Origin of the sequence: Prochlorococcus sp. MIT 1327 (genome assembly GCF_047304785.1) — a bacterium.
GTDB lineage: Bacteria > Cyanobacteriota > Cyanobacteriia > PCC-6307 > Cyanobiaceae > Prochlorococcus > Prochlorococcus marinus_D.
Window position 1 is genome coordinate 984,515 of sequence record NZ_CP138972.1, and the last position, 26,562, is coordinate 1,011,076.

Genomic DNA, 26,562 nt, shown 5'->3' on the forward strand with positions numbered 1-26,562 from the left:
GTTAGGCCGCCGCCATCTTTGTCGCCCCTAATAAGCCGCGGTAGAGCGTTTCCAGGTCATCGATGTTGCGGGTGATGGTGTATCGCTCCAGCACGCGCATACGGGCGCGGCGACCCAGTTCGGCTGTTAGTACGGGCTGATCGCGGAGCACCGGCAGCAGGGTGCGTAATTGGCTGGTGACACCCTGTGTGCTTAATACGATGCCCGCACCGCCATCCAACACTTCCCCATCAGCCCCGGCGTCAGTGGCCACGCAGGCTGTACCTGTTGCCATGGCCTCTAGCAGTGCCAGAGACAGACCTTCGACCAGGCTTGGTAGGAGGAAGACTTCAGCGCATTGCAGTAGGGCCACCTTGGTATTGAGATCTGACTCATAGCCCCACCAGAGCACGTCGTTTTCTTTCGTTGGGGTTGAGTTGTTTTGCAGGGTCGAACTCAGAGGGCCATCGCCAACGATGACCAGTCGGCAGCCCTTGGTCTCTACCAGCCGCCAAGCGCGCAGCAGTGCCTCCACATTTTTTTCTGCTGCGATGCGTCCCATGTAGAGGAAAATTCGTTCATTTCCCACACGTCCAAGCACCTCTTGCTGCATTGGATTGGTGCATTGGGGACTTGTTGGTGCCCAACATTCAGGATCGACGCCATTGGGGATCACGGCGAGTCGTTGTTCCTGTACTCCAAGTTTGGTAAGAACCTCAGCTTGCAGCTCGGAGAAGACGATCACCTTGTCATAGCGAGCCAGGGCAGGGGCGTAGAGCTGATACGTGAGCTGTTGTGTGCCAGCCGTGAGGTGGCGCATGCCGCTATCAAATGGTGGGTGGAAGGTTGCCACCAATGGCACACCGATTTGCTCGCAGAGTTCTGGCAGCCGGAAGTCGAGGGGGGAAAGGGTGAGGCTGGCGTGAACGAGATCGGGTTGCAGCCTTTCTAATGATTCCCTGAGTTCTCGCTGCGCTCCTGGGAAGGGAATGGTGTAAACCTGCGATTTCACCAGGTATGGCAGGCTTACTTCTGGGTCATTGGCCAACAGTGCGCTCTCGCCGTTGCTAAGGCCGCCTGGATTGTCGAAGTGAATAAAACTGGTCTGATGGCCGCGTTGTCTTAGGGCCTCAGTCGTGTTGAGACCGTAGGTGACGTTGCCGCAGAACGGTGTTTTTTTGCCTAGCCAGGCAATGTGAGCCACCTGCTGCAATCCTCCTGCCGAATGTGAAAGCTAGCAGCGCTGCCAAGGGCGCTCTAATAAAGCTGCTACTAGGGCAAGTGCAGCAAGCAACCACAGCACTGGCACGAGCCCATAGCTGCTGACCAGAGCGCCAGCCAGCACAAGAGGCAGACTCAGGGTGATGTTGATGAGGTTGTTTTGTAGACCAAACACCTTGCCGCGCTGTGCTTCTGGCGTGTCTTCTTGAATGGTGGTCTGGGCTGGAATCGCTACAAGGGCTGCTCCCACGCCCAGCAAGCCGCATAGCAAAAGAGTTGGTCCCAGAGAACCAAGCACTCCCCCCAGCAGCACAAGGGTGCAGGCGATTGTGCCCAGGCCGGTTGCGCACAAGTTGCGGCGGTTGAAGCGGTGGCCGGTTTGGGCCATCACCACAGCCCCCAGGGCCATCCCAATCCCACTCATCGCCAAGATCATGCCGAAACCAGTTGGCCCCAAACCTTTGATCGAACCTGCCAAGGTGATCGCCAGCACGTACATGGCGGCTAGCAGGCTATAGATCACAACAAGGTGGAGCATGGCCCCTCGCACAGCAGCCTGTTGACGAAGCACCTGCAGACCATCGCCGATTTCCTTCCAGACACTTTCTCTAGAGCTGTCGCGGGGCTGCTCCTGCATCTGGATCGTGCTGAGGCTGATCGCTGCCATGCCGTAGCAGAACGGTAGGAGCAGGAATTCCCCTCCATTGAGTCCTAGGGAGAGGAAGGCTTGTTTGAGTAGACGCAGGATTGGATCACCAAGGGCAAAGCCCACAATCGTGGCGCCCATGCTGGTTGCTTGATACAGGGAATTGGCAGCCAGGAGATGTTCCTTTGGCACCAGTTGAGGGATGGTTGCTTGCTCGGCTGGCGCGAAGAATTGGGTGAGAACTGACTCCAGCAAGGTCATCACCAGCAGTGCCCAGTACCCCCAGCTGAGACCCAGCCAATGGGGACCTGGCAAGAGACAAACTGGGGCCAAGAGCACTAGCAGAGCACGCAGTGCGTTGGAGGCCACCATCACGCGACGTTTCGGCCAGCGATCAGCCCAGACACCCGCCACGGTTCCCAGCAACATTGCTGGAATGGTGTTGGCTACATAAATGCCTGTGGCAAGCAGGGTGATCTTTTGGGCGCGGGTTTCGAAATCCATCCGGATCGCCGCCGCCACCTCTGCAAGCGCCTCATTGCTTTGAGGGGTACTGCTCACCCAGTACTGGGCAATCAGGTACACCATCAAAACGATGTAGAACTTGTCGGCCAGTTGGGAGAAGATCTGACCGATCCACAGCCGGCGAAAGCCATCCAGCTTGATCACCGCTGCCAATCCGCGGCGTCCTTCTGGATTCGAGCCGGTTGGGAGGGTCGGTTCGGGGCTGTTTAGAGTTGGACCGCTCAAGATGCTTGTGGTGCCGCGGTTATGATCGCCCATCGCCTGAGCTGATGATGGCCTCGCGCAACATCCCTAGAGCTCGCATGTGATGTGGCAGATGGGTGCGGATCCAGCATTCCACTACCGCGAGCAACCGCAGCCACACCTCTGGCGGACCCATTAACTCTCCATCGCGTCGCATGGGCAGGGCAGGGCGAAGCAGCCGCTGCAATAGGGCTAGCTCTGAGGGATTCAGTTGCAGTGCTGCGCCGGGTAGGGCGCCGATTGCAAAACCCTCTTCTGGCATCAAACTGCAGCGCCATTCCCATTGGCCCAGGGGTGGCTCCAGCGCTGTGCCGTTGCGACAGCATTCCTGTACTGGCAGGCCATAGCCGCCTAGAGCAAGCAAATGCACGCACGCTTGCACGCTGCAGGCCAGGGTTGTGCTTGGCTGCGCTGGGTGGGCTTGGCTGAGGGCCTCGAGTCGTTCGAGATGCATCAGCAGTGTGTTGAGCAGGCCAGGTAGAGGATCGTTGCCTGCTACCAACATCAGGCTGAGTTCTGCAAGGGCCTGGGCAGCCGCCAGTGTCTCTAGCTGCTTCCCCACACTGTTAAAGCTGCGCAATACCTTGAGTTGCCGCACCCTTGCTAGGCCTCGGCGTCCTGCGACTTGCAGCTCCAGCAAGCTGAGTGGCACTGCTGCCGCAAGGCTGCTGCGTGGTCGTCGCGCCCCAGGTACGGCAAGGCGGGTCACTCCTTCTTGATCGCTGAGCAGAGTGAGAAGTCGATCATGTTCCCCGAGCGGTCCCACCTTCAAAGAGAGGCCGTTGAGGCGTCGTTCTCCACTCACGTTTGGCCACGGCGTAGTGCCTGCATGAGAGCTGGGCCTTGGCTGGTGCCAAGACGGGTTGCGCCTGCTTTTATCATTTCTAGGGCTTGCTCGAGAGTGTGTAACCCCCCAGCCGCTTTGATTCCGCAACGACCACGAGCCAGGTTTGCCAGCAGACGAATATCAGCTGCCGTTACAGCTGGGCCGAAACCATTCCCACTTTGCAGCCCGCTGATGTCAGCATCGATGGCGGCGTCGACGGCCAAGCTCAGGCGATCCGCCGGCAGGCGGGTCATGTTGAGGATGACGTGTACAGGCAGCCCTAGTGCACAGATCTCGGCGAGTTCTTCGGCAAAGAGTTCTGCTCGGCCTTGGCTGAGGGCCCAGAAGTCTGGAACCACATCGAGCTCTTCAGCTCCATGATCGGCGGCCCATTCCGCTTCGGCTTGTTTGAGCGTGCTTGGTATGGCACCGAAGGGAAAAGCGATCACGGCAATCAGCCGCGTTGGACCTGGAGGACCGAGTCGTTCGCGCGCCGCCTGCAGGCGATTTAGGTTGGTGCATACACCTGCAAAGCCGAAGTGACGTGCTGCATCACAGCTCTGCTGTAGGACCTCTTGATCAAGGTGGGGATCGAGCAGTGCCTGATTGATCAGTGGTGCTAGATCCGGTAATTCACGCTGCTGGGAGGGTCCAGGCATCAAGATTGCTCACGCTTAATCTCGAGCCTGTATAACCCCGTAGCCGCCATGGTTACGTCGGTAGATCACCTGCAATTGGCCACTTTCTTGTTCGCGGAACAGGTAGAAGTCATGGTCGATCAGGTCTAATTGATGCCGGGCTTGTTCGACGGTCATTGCCGGCATGGCGAAGTATTTGCGCCTAACGCCTGGGCTGGGGAGGTGGGCCTCCTTGCCATCGAGTAGTGAACCGTCGATCGGGGCTTCATCGATCACCGCTTCGGTGGTCGGCGTTGACGAGGCTCGATGCCCGGGGCTGTGATGGTGATCGCTGTGCCGTTCCTTGTAGCGGCGTAGTTGCCGGCAGAGCTTGCTGGCTACCAGATCAATGCTGGCGTAAAGGTTTTCACTGCGTTCTTGAGCGCGGATCACGGTGCCGTTAGCAAAAACGGTGACCTCGGCAGTCTGTTGAGGCACGCTCGGGTTTCGGGCGACTGAAAGGTGCACATCAGCTTCCTTCACCATGTCTTCAAAATGTTGAATCGCCCGCTCCAGTTTTGATTGTGTGTATTCGCGTAGGGCAGGTGTTAGTTCAAGATTGCGACCATGGATCAGCAGCTTCATGGCATTCCTCCGGTGCCGATTGATATCGGCAAGTTAGGTACTACCTCTACATCGGCACAATCCCGATCGACTTTTCTGTTTGAGTGCAGTGAGACAGTGCCCTTCGAGATGGCTTGGCTTTGGCAGCAGCATTGGCAGCAACATTTGTTTGCCAACCCCCTTGCTCCGCAGGCGGTTTGGTTGTTGCAGCATCAGGCTTGCTACACCCTCGGTCGCGGTGCAAGCGAGGCCAATCTGCTCTTTGATGCCAACAATCCGCCTGCTGCGTTGCATCGCATTGATCGGGGTGGTGAGGTGACCCACCATTTGCCTGGGCAGTTGGTGGTCTATCCCGTGTTGGATCTTCGGCGCTATCAAACGGATCTGCATTGGTACCTGCGTCAGCTTGAGCAGGTATTGATTGATGTTTTGGCTGTTTTGGGATTAGCAGGTGAGCGCTTGCAGGGACTCACCGGGCTATGGCTGGAAGGTCGCAAGGTGGCTGCGATTGGCGTGGGGTGTCGTCGCTGGATTACTCAACATGGCTTGGCTCTCAACGTGGATTGTGATCTTGAGAGCTTTTCTGCCGTTGTCCCCTGCGGCTTGGTGGGTCACCCGGTGGGTCGGCTGAATCAATGGATCCCTGGGCTCACGGTGGCGGAGGTGCAGCCTCTGATGCGTCAGAGCTTGAGTGATCGTTTCGGTTTGGTTTGGCAGATCCCAGAGCCTCTAGCGAAGCCAGGGGCATTTGCGTCCGATTCTTAGCGCTCTTAGCCCTGTTTGCATTGAAGATGTCAGATGAGGTAGCAGCAGGTAGCAGGTTGAAAGACCACAACTATGAGGGTTCTCTAGCCAAGGCGGTTTGGCGCCCTTCTCCACATGAAGAAGATGGATTAGCGCATCAGGGTCATGTCGCCCAGATGGGCCGCGTTGATCAGATCTGGCTTTGGTTGGCGCAGAAGCATGGCCAAATCCTGGCGGTTGATGCTCCTCATGCGACTCATCCTGAACGCTTTCGCTATGGAGAGCTTGCTGAGCAGATCGCTTTAGCTTCTGCTGCGTTTAGCCATCTCGGCATCGGCGCTGGAGATGTGGTGGCGTTTTTTGCTGAAAACAGCCCCCGTTGGTTGATTGCGGATCAAGGTTTGATGCGCACTGGTGCTGCTAATGCGGTGCGAGGAGCGACTGCTCCATTGGAAGAGCTGCGCTACATCCTTGCGGATTCAAGCGCTGTTGCCTTGGTGGTACAGAACGCCGAGTTGTGGCACAAGCTTGCTCTTACCGATGAGCAGCGCAGGTCTTTGCGCTTGGTTTTACAGCTTGAAGGTGAGCCCGCTGATGGCGTGATGGGGTGGCAGGAACTGCTTGCTGCAGGAGCGGGTCAGCCTGCACCAGATCCCTTTAAGGATCGCGATTCCGGCTCAGCGGCAACTGTGACGGCCACGATTCTCTACACCTCTGGAACAACAGGGCAGCCAAAGGGTGTGCCCCTTAGCCACGCCAACCTCCTCCATCAGATGAGGTGCTTGGCTTGTGTCGCTTTCCCCTCTCCGGGTGCGCCGGTGTTGAGTGTGCTGCCGATTTGGCATGCCTACGAACGCAGCGCGGAGTATTACTTCTTTTCGTGTGCATGTACCCAGAGCTACACCACGATCAAGCAATTGAAGCGGGATCTGCCGCGGGTCAGACCAATCGTGATGGCGACGGTGCCGCGGCTTTGGGAGGCGATTCAGGCGGGCTTTGATGAAGCGGTTAAGGGTATGCCAACAGGACGGCAACGCTTGCTGCGGATGGCCCTTGCCAACAGTGGCTCGCAACGAAAGGCTTGGCGTCGGTCTCGAAATCTGCTGCTGGAGCCGCTGCCTTTGACCACCCGGACGCTGGCTTTGTTGGAGGCAACGCTGCGCTGGCCTTTGCATGGTCTGGCGGGTGCTCTGCTCTGGCCCAAGGTGTTGAATCAGCTCTGTGGTGGGCGGCTACGTTTTCCGATTAATGGTGGTGGAGCGATTGCACCCCATGTGGATGCCTTCTTTGAGGCGGTTGGGCTGGAGCTGCTGGTGGGCTACGGCCTCACTGAGACAAGCCCAGTCGTCAGTTGCCGAAGGCCTTGGCGCAATATTCGTGGCAGTTCAGGACCGCCTCTTCCTGATACTGAGTTTCGGATCGTGGACCCTGAAAGCGGCGTGGACTTGATGTTCCGTCAACGTGGCCGTGTGTTGGTGCGGGGGCCTCAAGTGATGGCGGGTTACTTGAGGAAACCAGAGGCCACAGCCAAGGTGCTTGATGGGCAGGGTTGGTTTGATACCGGTGATTTGGGAATGTTGTTGCCCGATGGCTCCTTGGTGCTGACTGGTCGCGCTAAAGACACGATCGTGCTCAGTAGTGGCGAGAACATCGAGCCTGGTCCGTTGGAGGCGGCATTGGTTGCGAGTCCACTGTTGGAACAGGTGATGCTTGTGGGCCAGGACGAGCGGCAGCTTGCTGCACTGGTCGTGCCTAGGGAGGAGGAAATGCTGGCTTGGGCAGAGGATCAGGGATTGTCGATGCAGACTGGCCTGAGTGGATCTCCTGGGGATGAGGCGTTGCGACGCTTGCTGCGCGGCGAACTCAATCGATTGCTGGCTCAGCGCTCAGGCTCTCGGGCAGATGAACGCTTGGCGGGTGTTGCTCTGGTGGAGGCGTTCACGATCGAGAACGGTTTGCTGACTCAGACTCTCAAGCAGCGGCGCGATCGGATCACGCTCCGAGATGGGGCATTGATTGCCGCCCTTTATGGTCGCTGTTGATTGCGTTTTCAGCTGGCAGTTGACCTTATGGTCACAGGCTGAGACCCTTAGCCCTTACTCATTACTTTCATGTCCGAAGGCACGACCCTTTCGATTAAGCGCTCGATTACTGTTCGCGCGGTAGTTACACCAAATTGGAAGGAGGAGGCTGAGCGTGAGCTCAGCAACGCCATTGCCACCACCGATCAGCAGTTGGCCCAGTTGGAGCAGGAAGGTCAGCAGGTGGTTGATGAGGTGCGTCGCCAGAGTGCTAATCCCCTCGACCCACGCGTGCAGGAGCAGGTGGCCCAGGTGCAGCAACAGGTTGCTGGCAAGCGCAGTGAGTTGGAGGAACAGAAGCGCAACCTGCTTCAGCAGCAGGCGCAGGTGCGCGAACTAGAGATGGAGCAGATTGTTGAGCAGGGTCAGATTGAAAGTTTTTGTGACCTGAGCGTGGGTGACAACCTGGTGAAGAAGATGCAGGTGTCTGTGGTTGTACGCGACGGTGTTGTGGAGGAGATAGAGGGGGCCTGACCTCCTTTGAAACTGGGCTTAAGTGTTGAAAATAATGTTAGATACAAACTTTGGAGTTAACGCAAGCCCCCTTTTCCTTAGGCCATAGGTCTTTGGATTGGATTTTTTTAGATACGTCTTGTCTGAATTCTGATGATTTAATGCCTAAGAGCTACTTCAAGTAATTGCCTCTCAATTGAGAGGCGTTCCTTTCTTAATTGCTTATGCGCATCGGCAATATATTGACCCAGAGAAAGCCTGAGATGAGAACTGAGTTCCAGCTATATTTGTTCTCCCATAAGCTAAGTGCCCAGGGGTGTCTTCTGTTTAAGTGGCGAATCAGTCTTATCAGCATTTAAGCTTTGGAAAGAATGACCAATTGTTTTTGAGCTTAGCAAGCCAGACTCTTACGATCCTCGCCGTTACACTCTAGCATTTCTATCATGCTGTGCATTAACTACTTATTCTAGTGTCTAATCTAACTGCAAAAACAGGTTCTAGAGCTTTTAAAAATATAGCTAGTAGCATTAAAAGGTAGATTTGTGACAGCTTTCATGTGGCCACTAATTGTACATCTGATTGCATAGATTCCTGCACGATTGGCTTGAGATGCTGATTGTTGGCTATCTCCAGTAGGTAGCTGATGCATTACATCACCCTTCGATTTGGGAGCATAATTCTCTTCGCTTACTTCGTCATGCTCATGCGACTTTGATTGAAATGTTCAGCAATGGCATGTTGGTTGTCTAGCATCTATTTGATTGGCTTTTGGATTATTCATTTGACCAATAAATATCTCGAGCCCCAGTGTTAGCGCTTAAGCATTAATATAATGCTAGAAATCGCTTCAGCCTTTCTGAATCAATCAGCTTTTTTAGAATGATGTGTTCATACTTGCATGGCTTTTGAGTATTTGCCTATCCCTAATACTCGTTCGCAATCCATGATTCTGTCGAATGCATCGCCGATAGCGTAATCAGTTTTCTCGCCCTGCTCTTCCAGTTTCTTGATTTTTTTCTCTAGTTCAAGCAGAGGTTTTTGCGCCTTGATACTTTCAGTTGGGCCATGACTTTTGGCTTCAGGCTCTAAGGCAGCATGATTGAAAAGGATCGATCCCTCTGATTGCAGATATAACGTTGCCAATTGTTCCAGGACCTTTGTGTATTTTTCACCCTTCTGCTTACAGCGTGATCTGAATGCATCCAGCAAATCGGGATGAAAGTTTGCCGAGAATTGCCCTGCTCTCACGATCGACTGACTGTGTATGGGCAAATCTAACAGCCTCGCCTATACATAGCGACTCTTTTGTATAGGCGAGGCTGCCGCGAGGGGGCCTTCGCTTTAAAATTTTGATTGATCAACTTCAGCCAACTCCTGATATTTGCCTTAGGAAAGTTGCAACGAGGTTTGAGCACCCCTCAAAATTCAAGTCGAGGACAGGACTATCGCAACTCACGACATTTTCATGCCTGCTCTGAGCTCAACGATGACGGAGGGCAAGATCGTTGAGTGGCTTAAGCAACCTGGCGACAAGGTTGGGCGTGGTGAGTCGGTGCTTGTGGTGGAGTCAGATAAAGCGGATATGGATGTTGAGTCATTTCAAGATGGCTACTTGGCCGCGGTCTTGATGCCTGCTGGTCGTTCGGCTCCAGTGGGCGAAACGATTGGTTTGATCGTTGAAAGTGAGGGCGAAATCGCGGCTGTTCAGGCCAATGCCCCTGCTGCGCCACCGTCTGATTCTGCCCCTCTCAAGACTGCTGCAAAAGTTGTCGATGACCCTGCCCCAGCATCTACTCCAGCGCCCGTCGTGGAGAGTCCCCCTGTTGCTGCTCCGCCGCCTGTTGCCAGCCAAGCAGTAGACACTGACAAACGCATCGTTGCTTCACCGCGGGCTAAAAAACTTGCTGCGCAGATGGGTGTTGATCTGGCCAAGTTGAGGGGTAGCGGACCCCATGGCCGTATCCAGGCTGAAGACGTGCAGCTGGCTGCAGGTCAGCCGATCAGTGTGCCTCAGGTTGCTGAAGGAAACGCTTCTTTCGCAACGACGCATGCAACTTCTGCAGGCGTTGCTCATGCAGTGTCATCTCCTGTAGGTCAGAGTTTTGGGGCCCCGGGAGAAACCGCAGCCTTCAACAACCTCCAACAAGCGGTCAACCGCAATATGGAGGCTAGTTTGGCCTTCCCCTGCTTCAGGGTTGGCTACACGATCACGACTGATCAGTTGGATGCTTTTTACAAGCAGGTGAAGCCTAAGGGCGTCACGATGACAGCCCTTCTGGTCAAAGCCGTGGCCTTGACGCTAGTGCGTCATCCCCAGGTGAATGCTGCTTACAGCACCGCTGGGATGGTCTATCCAGAGCAGGTGAATGTTGCTGTTGCAGTGGCGATGGACGATGGCGGTCTGATTACACCGGTTTTGCAGAACGCTGATCGCACCGATCTTTATGAGATGTCGCGGCAGTGGGCAGATCTTGTGAAGCGGTCACGCAGCAAGCAGTTGCAACCCGAGGAATACAGCACTGGTACTTTCACACTCTCCAATCTGGGTATGTTTGGAGTGGACCGCTTTGATGCAATCTTGCCCCCTGGCACTGGTGCAATTTTGGCGGTAGCGGCATCGCGGCCTGCTGTGGTGGCAGGAAAGGATGGCTCGATTGCGGTCAAGCGCCAGATGCAGGTGAACCTCACTGCCGACCATCGCGTGATCTATGGCGCCGATGGGGCCGCCTTCCTAAAGGATCTGGCAGAGCTGATTGAGACGCGGGTAGAGAGTTTGGCGCTCTAAACAGGATTCAGATCCAGGTTTGACAATCTTTTGCCGCTCGCCAAAAAGTGATAGCGAGCGGCCTTGATTTCATTCAGGACGCCTAACCACACCAAGTAAAGGGTTCTTGACCGGACCGGCGACCCCGTAGGTCACCACGAATCCTTGACCACCAGCAAACGTCGACGTTCGACCTAAATAGCTCTTGTTGATGACGGCATTTTCGTCATACCAGTTGTTCGCACTCCAGATATTGCCGGCATCATCGATAATTACATCGGTGTTCATTTGAATAACACCACTCTGATAATCATGAATCACATCACCTGTCGTTTTCCCTTCAGGGCAATTTGATGTATTAGCTCCACAGATATGCATCAAACTGCTACCAAAAAGATTTGCAACCCATACATTGTCATTGCCATCGATGCTTACACCCCAGGGAATATAGACATCTCCTTTTGCAATGTCTGATTTGATCGTCTTCAAATCAGGTGAGATCAGTGCAATCATTCCAGAGCTTGTTTGCTGCGGATTTGCTTTTGCATATTCAAGCCCTTGCATGAATTCCTGCATGATTGTTGTTGGGCGTGGAGGTGCCTTGCTGAACCCAGGAGGTAAAACTAGCGTTGCTGAATCAGTCTGCTGGGCGACCCAAGCATTGCCTTTGGAATCGATTGCTACACCTCTTGCCCCTAAGGCGATATCAATGGTTTTCACTGCCTCAGGGTTTTCTCCAGGGAAGATGGTGAGTTTATTGTTGTAGCTGCTGGTTACCCAGACTCTATTTTGCTGGTCCACGGCAATACCAAAAGGAGCTTGTAATCCTTTGATTGTTAATCGCTCGCCATTCTTATAGTCACCATCGGGGAAACGAATCATGTGATCCTTGGTGTTATCTGCGATCCATACATCTCCATTCGCTGCGGTTGTTACTGCCTGCAGTTGGCCGATCTTGCCATCAATAATCGCGGGGCCAAGTGGTTTGCCATCTTCAAGATCAAAGACCCCGATCTTGTTGTTAAAAGTGCCTACCCAGGCATAATTCTTCGAGACTCCTGTTCCCCAGCCCACGCCATTCAGCCCCTGTCCGTTATACCCCTGGGGAGAGGGAGATAAGGCTTCTCCGCTGGCGTTGAACCTGGTGAGACCTCCGCCAATAGAGTTGATGACACCAGATTGTGAACCAGGCATCCAGTTGGCACCACTCCACATATTGGCGTTGTTGTCAAACATCATTTTTCCGAGTGCCATGGCGCCGCCACCTTCCAGACGGATCGAGAGTGAGAAGCTCTTCGGTTCAAATAACAGGTAGGGAAGGGTTGCGCCTTCTCGTATTTGTGCTGCCTTGTTGAGTGGATATTGTTGAGTGAACAGTTTGTAGAGCTCACTGGCTTTTGCCCACGGCTCTTTGGCGATAGAAATTAGTGCGTTGAGGCTGTTATCTGAATTGGTTAGATTGAGGAACTGATTACAGCCACCGGCTGTATTGCTATTGCCACAAAGGGCCAATAGGTTGGAAAGAACGTTGAGACGAACCATCGTCTCGGAGTTGGGTAGGTTTAAGCCATTCAGAAGTGTTTCGCCATATTTGCCAGTGCTTGTATTGACTAGGTGACTTACATGTCCCGAACCAATAGCTAAAGCTGTTTTGCTACCACTGATCTTATTTTCGTTGATCAGTTGAGCATTGGGCCACACCGATCCCACGGACGTCAGTTCGTTGATGACGACAGACTTGTTGGAATTGGAGTCAAGAACACTGAGCATTTTCAAGTTGCCAGCATCTTGCCCATCGATACTTCCTCCTTCAGAAATTAAATAAGTGACCTTATCCTTATTGCGGGGTATGGACAATTTGAACGCCCCATCTTTAGAGGTTTTTGTCTCAACGATTTTCTTCGCTCCATCCTTGGCGGAAGACTGCCAGAGCAAAACCTTGGCTTCACTGACGGGCTTTCCTAATACGGAAACACTCCCTGAGAAGCTTGACGCATTACCCGTGATTCTGGAGACATCGCAGGAGGCAAGTAAGACCGACAGCGAGCCCAGCAATGCACCTCCAAGGGTGGGAAAGGAAATGGGTTTCATCGCTTCAGACCGTTCTGTTGGTTCTTCTAGTTGTAGTAAGTAAGTAGTGCAAGCTCATCAGCTCTCGGTGTTACGTCATAGACCTATGAAAGTGCCGTTTGCTTCCTTGTGTGCATCCTGAAGAAAACGATTCCAAGACGACTTGAGCTTTTTCCAGAAACTTCTGGGGCATCCACTCCTCCGCAACAAGGCTGACGATGAGCGGCTGCCCAGTGTTCAGGCTTTGCCGATCCTCTCGTCGGACGCCTTGTCGTCAGTGGCTTATGCCACTGAAGCTGCACTTGGCGTTCTGATTCTTGGCGGCAGCGGTGCCCTTGGCCTTTCTGTGCCGATCACCCTGGGGATTATTGCTCTGGTTGCCATCGTTGTGCTCTCCTACCGCCAGGCGATTGAGGCTTATCCGAAAGGGGGCGGCTCCTACGTCGTGGCACGCGACAACCTTGGCCGCAACGTTGGTTTGATCGCAGCTGCGGCATTGCTGATCGATTACACCCTTACCGCGGGGGTGAGCCTCATGGCTGGCACTCAGGCTCTCTCCTCCCTTGTGCCATCGATGCTTGATCACGAGGTATCGCTTGCCTTGCTTTTGTTGGCGTTGATTGGCTGGGCCAATCTGTGGGGCCTCAAAGAGACTGGACGTCTGTTTTCTTTGCCCACCTATGCCTTTGTGGTGATGGTGGCTTTGTTGATCCTTGCCGGTTTGAAGGATCTGATTTTTGAGCATGGCTTCGTGCCGGATATGCCACCAGCTGTTCAATCCGTTCAGCCGTTGGGGTGGTTTTTGATCCTGTTTGATTCTGCGGGCCTTCAGTTCAGGTTGTTCAGCGATGACTGGTATTGAGTCCATTGCCAATGGCGTGAAGGTTTTTGAGGAACCTGCGGTGGTCAATGCTCGTCGCACGTTGTTGGTGATGGGTGTGTTGCTCGCAGCCATGTTTTTGGCGGTTAGTGGGCTCGGTTACATGTATGGCATTGCTCCGAATGATCGGGTCACTGTGTTGGCTCAAATCGGTTCGCGGGCTTTTGGTTCGGGCAGTGTTCTGCTTTGGGCTCTGCAGCTTTCCACTCTCTTAATCCTTGTTTTGGCGGCCAACACCGCCTTTGCAGGTTTTCCTCGTTTAGCGGCGATGTTGGCAGAAGATCATTGCCTGCCAAGGCAGTTGAGCTGGATTGGTTATCGCTTGGTCTACCAGAACGGTATCGGCGTTCTTTTGCTGGTCACGGCGCTGATCATCGTGATCTGCCACGGCGATACCACTGTTGCCGTGAACCTTTATGCCGTGGGGGTCTTCACTGCCTTCACCCTTTCTCAGCTGGGATTGGTCCGTCGTTGGTGGCTGTTGCGGGGGAATGGTTGGCAGGGTCGACTGTTGATGAATGCTTTTGGTGCAGTCACCACTTTTGTGGTGCTTATGGTGATCGTGGTGAGCAAATTCCAGGAGGGGGCCTGGACTGTGGTGATTGCCATCCCTGCATTGGTCTGGGGTCTGGCGCAGATTCGACGCCGCTATCGAAAGGCTTATGCAGCGCTCGCTTTGGAGCCTGACTTTGGCCCATTGCAGGTGGAGCCTCGCCAACCTCCTTTGGGTAATCACTGCATCGTTTGGATCCCGGGTTGGTGGCGTGCCTCCATGGAAGCGTTGCGTTATGGATGTTCCATTGCTGATTCCGTGACGGCTGTCTTTGTGCTGGGCGACGATGATGATCCAGACGCAATTCGTACCGCCTGGGACAGACTTGTTGGCGATCATCCAGGTGAACTCGAGCTCCGCCTTTTGGAGAGTCGCTTTAGTTCAGTGATTGATCCTTTTTGTGATTATGTCGTGGAGCAGGAAGAGCTTCATCCGGAGCGCACGACCACTGTGGTAATGGCGTTGGTGATCACTCGCTATTGGCTGGATCAGACGCTTCTCAATCAGCGGGCTGTCTATTTGTTTAAGGCCCTGTCTGGCGACTACAGCCGAGTTTTTTGCGTGGTGCGTTATTACCTAGCCGGATAGTTGATCGGCAAGGTCGTTTGGGTTGACAACTTTTTCCCACACACTTTGGCGTTTCAGCTTGAAAGAGGGCGTAGAGGGTTTTTGGAAAAACATCCTTGCATTGCTGCTATCTATTCACTCCAGCAGTAGGCACCACGCTCAAATGAGCGCAGCTCAACTGCACGTGTCATTCATGGATCATGAGAAGGGAACTAGAGGTTGGATGGGCGACTGAGGTTTGCTAAATGTCAGAATTGAGTTGAAGTAGAGCAACAAACTCAAGTAAGCATTAAAGATCTCTCATTCCACCCATTACACATCTCCCTTGCGGACAAATCTTCTTCACCCATCCCTCTTTTGTGCAACTGAATAGGTTATTGGTAGATGTGCCTCTCTTAAGAGATTCATTTCTGCAGAAATAAGTTCCCTTTTGTGTTTGCATGACTTCATCACTTATCCGTTGCCACTTGCCAAGATTTATGTAGGGTTCCTTTTCACAATCTTCGGGAAATCTTGACATGCAGGCATCAAAGACATAGCCATCTTTATTCACATGAACCCCAGCGTCTCCAGGGCTCCATGGAGAGTAATAATCATGGTCATTAGTGATACCTTTGCTTGGTTGTGATTTAATTGATAGAGGGAAGAATACAGTGATTAGGAAAAGAAAATAAGCAGTAAAGAGATTCGCTTTTCTAGTAATTTTTAATCGTGTGCTATTGAAACATACTAGATTGGGAGGTTAAACTGGTTAGGCGATGCAATTGATCCTTTTAATGCCCATGCATAGACAAATCTTTTGACCTTGTATTGCTACTGACAATTGTATAGTCTTGAACAATGAGCACAGATGCGAAAGGATCGAGTTTGCAATGCTCAGCATGATGGTTTATTTCTGCAAGGAATCTGATGTAAGTAATGGCATGATGTGATTTCTTCTCAGGGCCATAGGTAAAGATCAATTTTGTCAATATCATGATTTTGAATTGACATTGAGAGGTAATCCTATGCAAACAATTAAATGCATTCATCAATTGCGTCTTAGATCGCACAAGTTTTTACTTAATCCCAACAGAGGCAGGCTTTTGCATGATTTTTGCAAGAGAATTTTTGAACTGTAAATCAATAGTTTTCGCCCTATTCATTTTAAGCTGAATAGCATCAAGGCATGGTGCCGCAATGCGCGATGAGGATGATGCTGAACGCCCTCAGCAGAGAAGATAGAAAACCTATGCTGATTACCAGGAGATTTGCTTTGGTTTGCTCTCACCCTTTGTGCAAGGGCTGCTGATCTGTCGCTCTGCTCTGGTGGATGCTCTTCCCTGTTCGAGCATTAAAATGGATATGAATGACCAGCGGACCAAAAAATTGGTGGTTTGTGAACCCAGAACTTTCTGAACGGTTTTTTGAACGTCACTCATAAAGCAAGTCTTCAAGAATGGTTCTAGACCCAAGAGATTCTCTGCTCAGTTCTTATGACTATCCGCTTGATCCTGAGCGCATAGCTCAGCTGCCGGTGGAGCCAAGACATTCGGCGCGGCTTTTGATTGTGCAGCCATTGGGGATGAAGCCTCCCATCGCTAGACATGCCGAGGTTTGGGATTGGCAGGAGGAATTGCGAGCTGGTGATCTGCTTGTCATCAATGACACTCGCGTTCTTAAGGCTCGGCTGCGGGTGCGGCGATCAGGTGGTGGCTTGGCCGAGTTGTTAGTGCTTGAGCCGCGTGGTGAGGGTCGCTGGCTGTGTTTGGGCCGGCCTGCTAAACGTTTGCGCCCAGGTGATCAGCTTTGGCTCGAGGCTCTAGGCGAGGAGCCCATTGCTTTGCAGGTGATTAGCAAAGACAGCGCTAGTGGCGGACGGGTTGTGCAGTTCCCGAGCCATTACGCCAATGCCGAGCAGCTTGAGTTGCTGCTTGAGCGCTACGGCGAAGTGCCATTGCCGCCTTATATCAAATCTCATGATCCAAGTGATAGCGAGCGTTATCAGACCCGTTATGCATCTCGCCCCGGCGCCGTTGCGGCGCCAACGGCGGGGCTTCATCTCAGTGATGAGTTATTGGAGGCTCTCAAGCAGCGGGGAGTGATGCTGACCAGTGTCACCTTGCATGTGGGCTTAGGCACGTTTCGACCAGTTGAAACTGAGGATCTGAGGCATTTGCAGCTTCACAGCGAGTGGGTGGAGGTGCGCGACGAAGTTGTTGAGGCGGTGATGGCTTCTCGAGCACGAGCAGGCCGGGTGATTGCTGTGGGAACCACCAGCGTCAGGGCCCTTGAAGGTGCTGCTTTGGCAGGTGGCGGATTCCTGCAGTCGTTTTGTGGACCAGTGGATTTGGTGATTCAGCCGGGTTACCGCTTTGCCGTGGTGGATGGACTGCTCACCAACTTCCATTTGCCCAAAAGCTCTCTATTGCTGTTGGTGAGTGCCATGGTTGGTCGTGAACGGCTGCTGGCGCTCTATGCCGAGGCCATTGATCACCACTATCGCTTTTTCTCTTATGGCGATGCGATGTGGATTGATCCAGAGGCGGTGTTGCCGGCGGCCCGCCCCTGTTGATCAGTTTCAAGCTGGAGGCGATTTAGGCAGCTACAGGGGCCTGAATGATGCCTGTGGGCACACTCTCAAACATCACTGAGGAGAGATAACGCTCGGCCATGTCTGGCAGCACTACCACGATGGTTTTGCCCGCAAATTCAGGTTGTTCTGCCAGACGAATAGCCGCTGCAACTGCCGCACCACTGGAGATGCCCACCAGTAGACCTTCTTCATTTGCCAAGCGCAGGGCCATGGCGATGGATTCATCATTGCTGACCTGCTCAACACGATCCACTAAAGAAAGATCGAGGTTTTTGGGAATGAAGCCGGCTCCAATGCCCTGGATTTTGTGAGGACCAGGTTTGACCTCTTCCCCGTTGAGGGTTTGGCTGATGACCGGGCTATGGGTTGGTTCGACTGCTACAGAAATGATGGCTTTGCCTTTCTCCTGTTTGATGTAACGGGAGACACCTGTGATCGTGCCGCCGGTGCCTACGCCAGATACGAGCACATCAATGGCGCCATCACAGTCGTTCCAGATTTCTGGACCGGTTGTTTTGCTGTGGATGTCGGGATTGGCCGGATTCTCAAACTGACCGGGCATGAAGTATTTCTGGGGATCGCTTTCGGCGATCTCTTTTGCCTTTGCAATGGCGCCTGGCATCCCCTTGGCGGCTTCTGTGAGAATGAGTTCTGCACCAAGCACTGCCATCACCCGCCGCCGTTCTAGCGACATTGATTCGGGCATGGTGAGGATCAGTTTGTAGCCCCGGGCTGCTGCGGTGTAGGCCAGAGCGATGCCTGTGTTACCAGAGGTGGGCTCAATGATCGTGCGCTCTTTGCTCAGTAAGCCCCGCTTTTCGGCATCCCAGATCATGTTGGCGCCAATGCGGCATTTCACGCTGTAGGCGGGATTGCGGCCTTCAATCTTTGCGAGAACAGTTGCCTTGGCGTTTTTGCTGACGGCGTGCAGTTTGACCAGTGGAGTGTTGCCGATTGCCTGGCTGTTGTCTTCGTAAATGCGGGACATGCGTGCATATGAATCGACCACATCATTAGCTGGAATTTGGCTCTATTGGTGAGGACGATGATCTGTTGTGACGTCCATGTGATGGGTTGCTTACGGTTAGGCCTTCAACGCCATCTCAAAGCGTTGCCAAAGGGTATCGGGATCTTCAAGCCCTACAGATACACGCAGCAGATGGCTCGGCACTCCACAGGATTCTGCCCAGCTCAGTTCGTTGTAATGGGCGAGCAGTACATAGGGGCACACCAGCGTGAAGCTTGTGCCGAGGCTTGGACCTTTGCAGACCTGCAGGGCGTCATACACCCGCTTGGCTTGCGCTACCCCCCCCGATAGCTCAAAAGAGAGCAGGCAGCCGTGGCCGGCGCCAGGGCGCATCAGGGCTTGGAAGTTGGTGCATTGGCCTGGGTGGTGTACTCGAGCAATAGAGGGATGACAGGCCAGCTTGTCTGCCAATCTTTGGCAGGCGTTGTTGAGCTGCGGCAGCCGCTGGGCCACATCTCGGCTGGCTTGTTCTAAGGCGATGGCATCAGCATCCCCTAGGGGAGCTAGGGCCGTCGAGAGCTCTCTGGACAGCTCCTCTCGCCAGCGGGAGTTGGGGCTTACAACGAGAGAACCCGCCAGGATGTCACCACGGCCGGCGAAGCTTTTGGTGAGGGAGCTAAACACCAGGTCTGCATGGGGCAGCGCATCAAGATTGAGTGGTGAGCCGATGGTGTCATCAGCAATCACGGGGATACCACGAGCCTTTGCCAGGCGGGCTACCGCTGGCAGATCGACGCACTGCAGCATGGGGTTGCTGGGTAGCTCAACGATCACAGCGGCTGGTTGTCTGCGATCAAGTTCCAGGGCCAATCGGTTCAGCTCTGTTGTCAGTAGAAGGTCGCAACCTTCAAACACCACCTCAGGCAGCTTGAGCACATCCACATAGGGGAAGCCAAGCTGCAAGAAGGGTTTGCCGGGGCGTAACGCTGTGATCGCTTGCAGGGCTTTGGTGAGAGCAGCCATCCCAGAGGGATGGAGCTGCACGAGCTCTGGCTCGCAGCCATAGATCTCTGCGAGTCGTCGTCTTAGCAACGTCTGGGCGTTCGCGCTGGCTTGCAGTGAGGGGAATGGTTCGTGCCCAAGTGCACTAGCAGCCTGACGTGAGGATGCACCAAGGCCGCTGTGTTGCCAGAAGGCCTTTGCAGCGCTGCAGCCTTTTGCGTCGGTGAGCAAACATGGCAGGCCCAGTAAGGTTTTGATGCTTGTTTTTGCCATCGGCTCACTGCGTTGGCAATGAAATCTGGCTCGTTCAGCGGCAGCAGCAGTGGGATAGGGCCAGGCACTGCCATCTGCACAGCCATGCTCTTCTCGTGCTTTTTGGGCGATCTCTGCTACCAGTGGATGGAAGCCGAAACGGGGGTAGATGGCCTGCAGGGCCTTAAGACAAGCAGGGTCTTTCTCCTCATAGGCGACCACGTCTTGCCAGCGGGGTAGGGCTACCGAAACGGCATGGGGACTATCTGGTAGAGCTTTGCCGAGGTCATCAGCGTGCCAGCAGGGATCCTGCAGTAGGTCGCGTGGGCTCACTACAGCTGTTTGAGGGCTTGCTCTAAATCTGTGCTGAGATCAGCGAGGTCTTCGCAGCCCACGGAGAAGCGCACCAGACCATCATCGATGCCAAGTTTTCGCTTGACATCTGGATCGACTGAGGCATGGGTCATGGTGGCGGGATGACAAACGAGGCTTTCAACACCGCCCAGGCTTTCGGCCATCGTGAAATAGCGCAGGCTCTTGCAGAAGGCGTAAGTCTGGCTTTGGTCAGCGTTGAGACTGGCCGTGACAATGGCACCACCACCACTCATCTGCTTGCGGGCTACAGCCTGCTGGGGATGGTCTGAACGGAATGGATAGCGCACCCAGTGCATGCGTGGATGGATGGCCAGTTGATCAGCGATGGCGGCAGCATTAGTGATTTGGCGTTCCAGCCTGAGTGGCAAGGTTTTGATGCCGCGAGTAATCAACCAGGCGTCAAATGGGGAGGGTTGTAATCCCAAGGCCTTTTGTGCGAACACCATCTTTTGCTGCCATTGCGGGTCGTCGCTGCAGACCACACCGCCAAGGGCATCGGAATGGCCGTTGATGTATTTGGTGGTGCTGGTGAGTGAGAGGGTGGCGCCTAGCTGCAGTGGTTGTTGCAGTAGGGCTGTGGCAAACGTGTTGTCGACGACAACTGGGATTTTTTCTGCTGCAGCGGCATCACAGACGGCTGCTAGATCGATCACTTTGAGCAGGGGATTGGTTGGACTCTCCAGCCAGATCATTGCGGGTTTTTGAACTGCAATGGCATCAAGCGCTGATGGATTGGTGAAATCCAACCAGGCTGTTTGTACACCAAAACGACTAAAAACCTGCTCGAATAAGCGCACGGTGCAGCCGTAAAGATTTTCCTCACAGAGCACCAGATCTCCGGCTTGCAGTGTGGAGGCGATAGCTGTGATGGCGCTCACCCCTGAAGCGAAGACAGTGGCGAATTGACAGCTTTCTACGGTTGCCAACACTGATTCGAGGATGCGGAAATTGGGATTGCCTGAACGGGTGTAGTCGAAGCCCTGAGGATTGCCGTGGGCAAAGGTTGAACTGGTAAAGATCGGTGGCATTACGGCACCGGTCTCTGCTGCAAAGCTCTCGCCGTGGTGGATGGCGCGGGTGCTGATCCCTGCAACCTGCTGTTGATCGCTTTGAGCTGGGGCCACGACCTAGAGAGGGCTTTGAGCAGGGTAGGCAACAGCAACAAAAAACCCCTGCAAAGCAGGGGCCTGTTGAAGAACGCTTGGCTGATTTTGATTCAAACCTTTCTGGAGTAGTACTCCACCACCAGCAGTTCGTTGATCTCAAGTGCGACCCATTCGCGTTCGCACTTGCTAATGATCTTGGCGCTCATTTTTGCTTTATCGAGCTCAATGTGTGGCGGCACATTTGCCAATCCGGGGAACTCTAGGTTCGCTTCGGCCAGCTTTTTGCTGCCTTTGCGCTCTCTAATGGCAACCACATCACCGGCTTTGCATTGGTAGCTAGCAATGTCGAGAACACGGCCGTTCACGGTCACATGGCCATGGTTCACCAGTTGACGAGCACCTGGAACTGTGGGCCCAAAACCGAGGCGGAAGCAGACGTTATCGAGTCTGTTCTCCAACAGCTTGAGCAGGTTGGTTCCTGTAGAGCCATCTTGGGCACGGGCTTTCTTCACGTAGCGCACAAGCTGCCGTTCGGAAATCCCGTAGTTGAAGCGGAGCTTCTGTTTTTCTTCGAGGCGGATCGCGTATTCGGAGCGCTTGCGACGGGCTTGGCCGTGCTGACCGGGGGGATGGGACCGCTTAGCGGCCTTCCGGGTGAGACCTGGTAGATCTCCCAAGCGCCGCGTGATCCTCAGTCGAGGGCCGCGGTATCGAGACATGAGTTAAGGCAGGTTGGATAGGATAGTTCGCGCTCCCGATACGTCATGCTGGACCTCAAGGCCCAGCCTTCGGCTCGCTATGCGCGAATCCAATACTCTATCCGGCGGCATCTTTGCACTGCTCAATCGAGCCATTGGTTCAGTGCTGCTTGCCTTGATTGGCTTGTATCGAACCTGGCTTTCCCCTTTACTTGGGCCCCATTGCCGCTTCATCCCAAGTTGCAGTGCTTACGGGCTTGAAGCGATCCAGCGTCATGGACCATGGCGCGGTGGTTGGCTCACCCTGCGGCGCCTGTCTCGTTGCCATCCTTTTACCCCTTGTGGTTGCGACCCGGTGCCTGATTAATGCAGGCCTTGAGGTTGTTGCTTTACAGCCGCAATGGTTGTTGTCTCTGTGAGGGGCTTGAACAACGTCTGCGTGAGCTGGCTTTGGATCAACTCCAGCCACCTTTAACGCTATGTGTGATCGATATCGATGATGGTGCGACACCCGCCAGTATCCGCGACCATTACGACTTGCAGGTTCCTGTTTTGGTGTTGGTTGAACTGGAGCAACAGTTTTCGCTAGAGCTGCCGCGGGTGTCGCCGCGGCTTGGGGGGGAAGGACTGTTCCGCTGGTTGCAACAGGCCTGCACCAAGGCGCTTGGATCGGACTAGAACGGCTCCATCCATGGGCGGGCCTGGAATGACCCAGATGCTCCATTCATTGTTGCGGGCTGTCGGACTCCCTGTGCCGGAGGGATTGGCGAATCCCTCTCTTGCAATGGTTAGCTGTGATTCCCGTTCGGTTGCTCAAGGCTGTTTATTCCTGGGCTTACCTGGTGAACAGGTTGATGGCGGCAGCTTTTGGCGTCAGGCTTTGGCCGCTGGTGCAGAGGCGGCGGTGATTGGACCCGCAGCAGCAGCCTTGCAGCCGCCTGGGCCTACAGATGCGGTAGTGGTGGTACCAGAGCCGGTTGCAGCATGGGTTGGACAGCTGGCAGCGGCCTTTTGGCAGCAGCCCTCCTCGAGATTTGCTCTGATCGGGGTAACGGGGACAAATGGCAAAACCACCACCACCCATCTGATTGAGCATCTCAGTGTGGCTGTGGGCAGATCAACTGCCTTGTTTGGCACCCTCGTGAATCGCTGGCCTAACTACAGCGTTCCCGCAACGCATACCACGGCCTTTGCTGATCGCCTTCAGGCTCAGTTGGCGCAAGCGGTTGAGGCCGGTGCTGAGTTGGGAGCGATGGAGGTGAGCTCTCATGCCCTTGAACAACAACGGGTGGCGGGATGTCGTTTTGCTGGTGCCGTGTTTACCAACCTCACTCAAGATCATCTTGACTATCACTCTTCGATGGAGGCTTACTTCGAGGCCAAGGCGCAGCTGTTTGCACCACCGTTGCTGGAATCTGGATCAGCCAAGGCGGTGGTGAATATTGATGGCCCCTGGGGCGCAAGATTGGCCCAGCGTCTCGGCGATACCTGTTGGCGCAGCTCTCTTGCCGAGGGTGTTTTGCAGCGAGGTGACGCTGAACTGACAATGACGGAGCTGACGATGAGCTCCGCTGGGGTTCAAGGTCGTCTGATCAGCCCTTGTGGTGAGGGCTGGTTTGACTCTCCATTACTGGGTCGCTTCAACTTGATGAACCTGCTTCAGGCGGTTGGGGTCTTGTTGCAACAGGGCTTGCCTTTGGAGTTGTTGTTGAAAGCGATCGCAGACTTCCGCGGCGTACCTGGGCGGATGGAGCGCGTGTTGATCCCTGCAGCTGATTCCAGTCAAGTGCCCACTGTGTTGGTGGATTACGCCCACACCCCTGATGGTCTGGAGAATGCCTTGACGGCTTCCAGGCCGTTCACCAGTAAAAACTTGTGTTGCGTGTTTGGTTGTGGAGGAGACAGAGACCGTGGCAAGCGCTCTCAGATGGCTGCGATTGCAGCGCGGTTGGCCGATCGCGTGGTGGTGACCTCAGACAATCCCCGCACAGAAGATCCCCAGCAAATACTGGTTGATGTGGTGGCTGGAATCCCTCAAGGCACAGCCTTAACTGTGGAGGTTGACCGGGCGGTGGCGATTGCGCTTGCGATTGCCGAGGCAGCCCCTGGTGATGTGGTGTTGGTGGCAGGCAAGGGCCATGAGGATTACCAGATCCTCGGAACCATCAAGGTGCATTTTGATGATCGCGAGGAATCTGAACGGGCGCTCAGATTGCGACTGCAAAGTTGATGCACCCTCTATCGAACAGAGGGTGCTTGATGAGGCTTTGTTCTTAGTGTTAACAAAGAGTTCACACTAAGAACAAAATAAGGCCTTGACGTTGTTGGTCTTATTGTGGCTCTTAAAGGGTCTAGTGATCGTTGGCTGAAGTCTTGTATTTTGCATCATATGGCCAACTGTTTATTTTGTTTAAAATAGAAGACTTAATTTGCAAGTAGACTGTCTTTTAAGGAATTAATAGTGACCAGGTAAAAGCGGCTCCAATGCCGATCCAAATGCCTGCGGTAATGTGTTGTCCACCGTTGCCGATGCTATCAAGAAGACGCTTTGAATATGTTGTGACAAGCAAAAGAATACTTCCCTGACTAATGAACAAGCCTAGGAAATAAGCTGTTAGTGGAGTTGGCTCTGCTCCTATGATTGCTCCACCTAATAGATATCCATGTAGGGAAATTAAAGGGACCAAAAGCAAGGGAGATGCTTTGCCTAAAGCCACAAGGCCAGCAACGGCAAGGCTCAGTGAGACAAGTGCTTCTGCATAAACAGAGAGAGTTTCTGGCAGGGGGATGAGTAGGGAGATCGCACTACCGAGAAGACCAGCTGCTAGTAATGGTGCCAGCCATTGGCGTGGTCTGTTCAAGCCCACGAAGCCAATCGCCAACAGAAACAAGAGGTGGTCTGGCCCCAGTAGTGGATGGCCAACCCCACTGATTAAACCCTGCAGGGCATTGAGATTTCCCGCCTCTGGCATTGCGAAGGGGTGATGGGCGAAAGCTGGCTTAACCAGCATCGCTAGTAATGCTGGAGTGGACAGGATGGCTGCAATGAGCCAGCTGTAGCTGCGCAATAGTGTGGAAGAGTGCCGATGGGCAAGCTTGGTAGGAATGATTCGATCCTCGTCGATAGAAATTCGGCGGGTATTCTGACTCGCGCAAGTGCCCTAAGAAGGGCGGTTGCGCTTTACAGCTGCGGGACAGCGCCGGACTTTCACCGGACTTTCCCCCTTTCCTTCAGCAGCTGATCCCTGCTGAAACCGACTTGACGATTCAAGCATAGTCATTTTGTGAGATCATTGCCGATGTAGCACTTTGCCGGCTTGGCTAAGTGCTAATTAAATGCTGAATAAAACCACCTCTAATGTCTAGTTATCGGCTGTTTTTCCTTTTAAATCTATTTAATTAAGGGCTTTATGATTTGATGCACGTCAGGCATGCTGTTAGTGGCTTGATTTCATTTTCTTTATGATTCATAGGCTTGTTTTGTTGTCGATAATGGAACTTTTGAGATCAATTTTTTGAGATCGATTATATATCTGTTTTTGGCAAATAAGATAACGCAGCTAACGGTTAATTGCTTGGCTCTCCTTTGCTAGCTAGCTGCTTGAGTGCGGTTGTAAGTGTGTTGAGTTCTTTCTCTTCAGTGGTGATGTGCACGCAGGCACGTAGGCAGATTGGATCTTCGAGATGCCGAATCCAGAGCTGATCGTTGCCTAATTGTTGAACCACATCAGGAGCTGGGGGGCCTTGGGGTAACTCAAAGCTGACAAGACCAGCGGCTGGGGCACTGTTGAGCAGTGCTTCAACGCCTGTGAGCTGTTGTAGTTGATTCCATAGTTTTTGGCTGCCTTGGCGAATCTGGCTCAGTCGTTCCTGCTGCGAGCCTGCGGTTTCGAGCAGCTCCAACGAACAGCGCAGGCCTGCCATCAGCGGCACGCAAGAGGTTGCTACCTCAAAGCGGCGACTGTCGTGATGGAAGAGTTCGGCCTGGTTGTTTTGAAGATGGCCTTCGTTCTGCAAGCTGCGCCAGCCAATCAGGGTGGGATTCGCTTCGGTGAGCACCCGTTCTGAGAGGGCGACTCCACCAAGCCCTTCAGGCCCGCAGGCCCATTTGTGCCCCGTAAAGGCATAGATATCTGAAGCGGCAGCGGCTTCCTGTACAGGCATTTGGGCGAAGCTTTGTGCCGCATCCACGAGCAAGAAAGGCTGTTGTGGATGATGGCTGAGGGCTGTTGAAACAGCCGAGATCGGCATCACCTGGCCTGTATTCCATAGCAGGTGGGAGAGCACCACCAGCCTTGTGCTTGGTTTGAGGTGTTGCTCAAGTCTTTCCAGTACAAGGCTGTCGCTAGTCGCTTGATCGTTAGCACCATGACGCAAGTTTTTTACAGGCAGCGTGTCTATTGCCAGGTGTTGTCGGCGGGCCAGTTCAATGCATGCCGCAACAACTCCTGGATGTTCACAGTCGCTAATGAGCAAGCGATCGCCTTCTGAGAAAGGCAGGCCCCAGAGCGGTAAGACACAGCCACTGGTGACATTTTCAGTGAGCGCGATGCGATGGGGGGTAACGCCGCAGAGCTTGGCTAAGTGTGAACGAGTGGCCTGGATTTCTTTGGCTACATAGGGCCATACGCTGTTAGTAAAGGGACCCAGCTCTTGAATGTTCTGCCAGCTTGCAGTAATCGCTTCAAGGGAAGGCGTTGGCAGTGGTCCTTGGCCGCCGTAGTTGAAGTAGGTCTTGTTAGCAAGTGCTGGGCAGAGATCTCTAAGCATCACTAGAATAGCGTTGGTATAGCT

The 26,562-nt window shown here is 53.8% G+C and carries 21 protein-coding genes, 1 pseudogene and 1 riboswitch; of the genes and pseudogenes, 9 read left to right on the plus strand and 13 right to left on the minus strand.

Annotated elements, in window-relative coordinates; translation table 11 throughout:
* Position 1: 1 nt before the first annotated feature.
* The 5 genes from SIB80_RS04785 to hpf are packed head-to-tail and all read right to left on the minus strand — an operon-like array spanning position 2 to position 4,702.
* On the minus strand, positions 2-1,183 hold the full coding sequence (locus SIB80_RS04785) for a glycosyltransferase family 4 protein (protein WP_063419709.1): 1,182 nt from the start codon (positions 1,181-1,183) through the stop codon (positions 2-4).
* A 30-nt stretch (positions 1,184-1,213) separates the two neighbouring features.
* Positions 1,214-2,629 carry an MFS transporter gene (locus SIB80_RS04790; protein WP_063419676.1) on the minus strand — a complete coding sequence of 472 codons (1,416 nt, stop codon included), beginning with the start codon at positions 2,627-2,629 and terminating at the stop codon, positions 1,214-1,216.
* Positions 2,616-3,419 (minus strand): DNA repair protein RecO, encoded by an 804-nt coding sequence (gene recO, locus SIB80_RS04795; protein WP_063419675.1) that lies wholly within the window; start codon positions 3,417-3,419, stop codon positions 2,616-2,618. The genes SIB80_RS04790 and recO overlap by 14 nt, the downstream gene beginning before the upstream one ends.
* Positions 3,416-4,099, minus strand: coding sequence for a deoxyribose-phosphate aldolase (gene deoC / locus SIB80_RS04800; RefSeq protein ID WP_063419674.1), 684 nt, complete (start codon positions 4,097-4,099; stop codon positions 3,416-3,418). Before deoC ends, recO begins: the two co-directional genes overlap by 4 nt.
* 15 nt (positions 4,100-4,114) lie before the next feature.
* Positions 4,115-4,702, minus strand: a complete 588-nt coding sequence (hpf, locus tag SIB80_RS04805) for a ribosome hibernation-promoting factor, HPF/YfiA family (protein WP_063419673.1) — start codon at positions 4,700-4,702, stop codon at positions 4,115-4,117.
* Positions 4,703-4,714: 12 nt separating this feature from the next.
* Here hpf and lipB point away from each other — a divergent pair, with 12 nt between their 5' ends.
* The 3 genes from lipB (at position 4,715) to SIB80_RS04820 (ending at position 7,980) form a co-directional block, all read left to right on the plus strand.
* Positions 4,715-5,446 (plus strand): lipoyl(octanoyl) transferase LipB, encoded by a 732-nt coding sequence (gene lipB, locus SIB80_RS04810; protein WP_063419708.1) that lies wholly within the window; start codon positions 4,715-4,717, stop codon positions 5,444-5,446.
* A gap of 155 nt (positions 5,447-5,601) precedes the next feature.
* Entirely contained in the window at positions 5,602-7,467 is a 1,866-nt protein-coding gene (locus tag SIB80_RS04815) for an AMP-binding protein (protein ID WP_370520974.1), read from the plus strand.
* Positions 7,468-7,536: 69 nt separating this feature from the next.
* The gene (locus SIB80_RS04820; RefSeq protein WP_063403467.1) at positions 7,537-7,980 is read left to right on the plus strand and encodes a YlqD family protein; all 444 of its coding nucleotides are present in this window, start codon (positions 7,537-7,539) and stop codon (positions 7,978-7,980) included.
* An 867-nt stretch (positions 7,981-8,847) separates the two neighbouring features.
* On the opposite strand, the gene SIB80_RS04825 is transcribed toward SIB80_RS04820, so the two are convergent.
* Positions 8,848-9,207, minus strand: a complete 360-nt coding sequence (locus tag SIB80_RS04825) for a hypothetical protein (RefSeq protein WP_063419671.1) — start codon at positions 9,205-9,207, stop codon at positions 8,848-8,850.
* A 217-nt stretch (positions 9,208-9,424) separates the two neighbouring features.
* Between SIB80_RS04825 and SIB80_RS04830 the strand changes: the two genes are divergently transcribed.
* Complete coding sequence (locus SIB80_RS04830) at positions 9,425-10,744, plus strand: dihydrolipoamide acetyltransferase family protein (RefSeq protein ID WP_063419670.1); 1,320 nt, start codon at positions 9,425-9,427, stop codon at positions 10,742-10,744.
* 69 nt (positions 10,745-10,813) lie between these two features.
* On the opposite strand, the gene SIB80_RS04835 is transcribed toward SIB80_RS04830, so the two are convergent.
* Positions 10,814-12,814, minus strand: a complete 2,001-nt coding sequence (locus SIB80_RS04835) for a hypothetical protein (RefSeq protein WP_063419669.1) — start codon at positions 12,812-12,814, stop codon at positions 10,814-10,816.
* Between the two features lie 142 nt (positions 12,815-12,956).
* On the opposite strand from SIB80_RS04835, the pseudogene SIB80_RS04840 reads away from it, so the two are divergent.
* Together SIB80_RS04840 and queA are read left to right on the plus strand one after the other, a co-directional pair.
* A pseudogene (locus tag SIB80_RS04840) lies at positions 12,957-14,814 on the plus strand (APC family permease).
* Between the two features lie 1,417 nt (positions 14,815-16,231).
* A complete protein-coding gene (gene queA, locus SIB80_RS04845) occupies positions 16,232-17,347 on the plus strand; it encodes a tRNA preQ1(34) S-adenosylmethionine ribosyltransferase-isomerase QueA (RefSeq protein WP_063419667.1) in 1,116 nt (371 codons plus the stop codon).
* 22 nt (positions 17,348-17,369) lie between these two features.
* Here queA and cysK read toward each other — a convergent pair whose 3' ends face one another.
* The 4 genes from cysK to rpsD form a co-directional block, all read right to left on the minus strand.
* Positions 17,370-18,356 (minus strand): cysteine synthase A, encoded by a 987-nt coding sequence (cysK, locus tag SIB80_RS04850; protein WP_011129603.1) that lies wholly within the window; start codon positions 18,354-18,356, stop codon positions 17,370-17,372.
* Between the two features lie 96 nt (positions 18,357-18,452).
* Complete coding sequence (locus SIB80_RS04855) at positions 18,453-19,922, minus strand: PLP-dependent transferase (protein WP_063419666.1); 1,470 nt, start codon at positions 19,920-19,922, stop codon at positions 18,453-18,455.
* The gene (locus tag SIB80_RS04860) at positions 19,922-21,088 is read right to left on the minus strand and encodes a trans-sulfuration enzyme family protein (protein ID WP_063419665.1); all 1,167 of its coding nucleotides are present in this window, start codon (positions 21,086-21,088) and stop codon (positions 19,922-19,924) included. The genes SIB80_RS04855 and SIB80_RS04860 overlap by 1 nt, the downstream gene beginning before the upstream one ends.
* A gap of 92 nt (positions 21,089-21,180) precedes the next feature.
* The gene (gene rpsD, locus SIB80_RS04865; RefSeq protein ID WP_011129606.1) at positions 21,181-21,789 is read right to left on the minus strand and encodes a 30S ribosomal protein S4; all 609 of its coding nucleotides are present in this window, start codon (positions 21,787-21,789) and stop codon (positions 21,181-21,183) included.
* Positions 21,790-21,868: 79 nt separating this feature from the next.
* Between rpsD and yidD the strand changes: the two genes are divergently transcribed.
* From yidD to SIB80_RS04880, 3 genes are read left to right on the plus strand one after another with little or no spacing between them, the layout of a single operon-like run.
* Positions 21,869-22,135: a membrane protein insertion efficiency factor YidD gene (yidD, locus tag SIB80_RS04870; protein ID WP_063419664.1), complete on the plus strand. Its 267-nt coding sequence runs from the start codon at positions 21,869-21,871 to the stop codon at positions 22,133-22,135.
* Positions 22,135-22,446, plus strand: a complete 312-nt coding sequence (locus tag SIB80_RS04875; protein WP_011826725.1) for a glutaredoxin family protein — start codon at positions 22,135-22,137, stop codon at positions 22,444-22,446. Before yidD ends, SIB80_RS04875 begins: the two co-directional genes overlap by 1 nt.
* A gap of 28 nt (positions 22,447-22,474) precedes the next feature.
* Complete coding sequence (locus SIB80_RS04880) at positions 22,475-23,998, plus strand: UDP-N-acetylmuramoyl-L-alanyl-D-glutamate--2,6-diaminopimelate ligase (RefSeq protein ID WP_063419707.1); 1,524 nt, start codon at positions 22,475-22,477, stop codon at positions 23,996-23,998.
* A gap of 217 nt (positions 23,999-24,215) precedes the next feature.
* On the opposite strand, the gene SIB80_RS04885 is transcribed toward SIB80_RS04880, so the two are convergent.
* Positions 24,216-24,779 (minus strand): HupE/UreJ family protein, encoded by a 564-nt coding sequence (locus tag SIB80_RS04885; protein ID WP_169189844.1) that lies wholly within the window; start codon positions 24,777-24,779, stop codon positions 24,216-24,218.
* A 104-nt stretch (positions 24,780-24,883) separates the two neighbouring features.
* A riboswitch (cobalamin riboswitch) is annotated at positions 24,884-25,042 on the minus strand.
* A gap of 293 nt (positions 25,043-25,335) precedes the next feature.
* A complete protein-coding gene (locus tag SIB80_RS04890) occupies positions 25,336-26,538 on the minus strand; it encodes an aminotransferase class V-fold PLP-dependent enzyme (RefSeq protein WP_063419663.1) in 1,203 nt (400 codons plus the stop codon).
* Positions 26,539-26,562: the final 24 nt, after the last annotated feature.

Bases quoted from the DNA above. Each gene is read 5' to 3' on its own strand.
- SIB80_RS04790 (WP_063419676.1), bottom strand. From the start codon at position 2,629: ATGGGCGATCATAACCGCGGCACCACAAGCATCTTGAGCGGTCCAACT.
- deoC (WP_063419674.1), bottom strand. From the start codon at position 4,099: ATGCCTGGACCCTCCCAGCAGCGTGAATTACCGGATCTAGCACCACTG.
- hpf (WP_063419673.1), bottom strand. From the start codon at position 4,702: ATGAAGCTGCTGATCCATGGTCGCAATCTTGAACTAACACCTGCCCTA.
- SIB80_RS04815 (WP_370520974.1), top strand. From the start codon at position 5,602: ATGGGCCGCGTTGATCAGATCTGGCTTTGGTTGGCGCAGAAGCATGGC.
- SIB80_RS04820 (WP_063403467.1), top strand. From the start codon at position 7,537: ATGTCCGAAGGCACGACCCTTTCGATTAAGCGCTCGATTACTGTTCGC.
- SIB80_RS04830 (WP_063419670.1), top strand. From the start codon at position 9,425: ATGCCTGCTCTGAGCTCAACGATGACGGAGGGCAAGATCGTTGAGTGG.
- SIB80_RS04835 (WP_063419669.1), bottom strand. From the start codon at position 12,814: ATGAAACCCATTTCCTTTCCCACCCTTGGAGGTGCATTGCTGGGCTCG.
- queA (WP_063419667.1), top strand. From the start codon at position 16,232: ATGGTTCTAGACCCAAGAGATTCTCTGCTCAGTTCTTATGACTATCCG.
- cysK (WP_011129603.1), bottom strand. From the start codon at position 18,356: ATGTCCCGCATTTACGAAGACAACAGCCAGGCAATCGGCAACACTCCA.
- rpsD (WP_011129606.1), bottom strand. From the start codon at position 21,789: ATGTCTCGATACCGCGGCCCTCGACTGAGGATCACGCGGCGCTTGGGA.
- yidD (WP_063419664.1), top strand. From the start codon at position 21,869: ATGCGCGAATCCAATACTCTATCCGGCGGCATCTTTGCACTGCTCAAT.
- SIB80_RS04875 (WP_011826725.1), top strand. From the start codon at position 22,135: ATGCAGGCCTTGAGGTTGTTGCTTTACAGCCGCAATGGTTGTTGTCTC.
- SIB80_RS04880 (WP_063419707.1), top strand. From the start codon at position 22,475: ATGACCCAGATGCTCCATTCATTGTTGCGGGCTGTCGGACTCCCTGTG.
- SIB80_RS04885 (WP_169189844.1), bottom strand. From the start codon at position 24,779: ATGCTGGTTAAGCCAGCTTTCGCCCATCACCCCTTCGCAATGCCAGAG.
- SIB80_RS04890 (WP_063419663.1), bottom strand. From the start codon at position 26,538: ATGCTTAGAGATCTCTGCCCAGCACTTGCTAACAAGACCTACTTCAAC.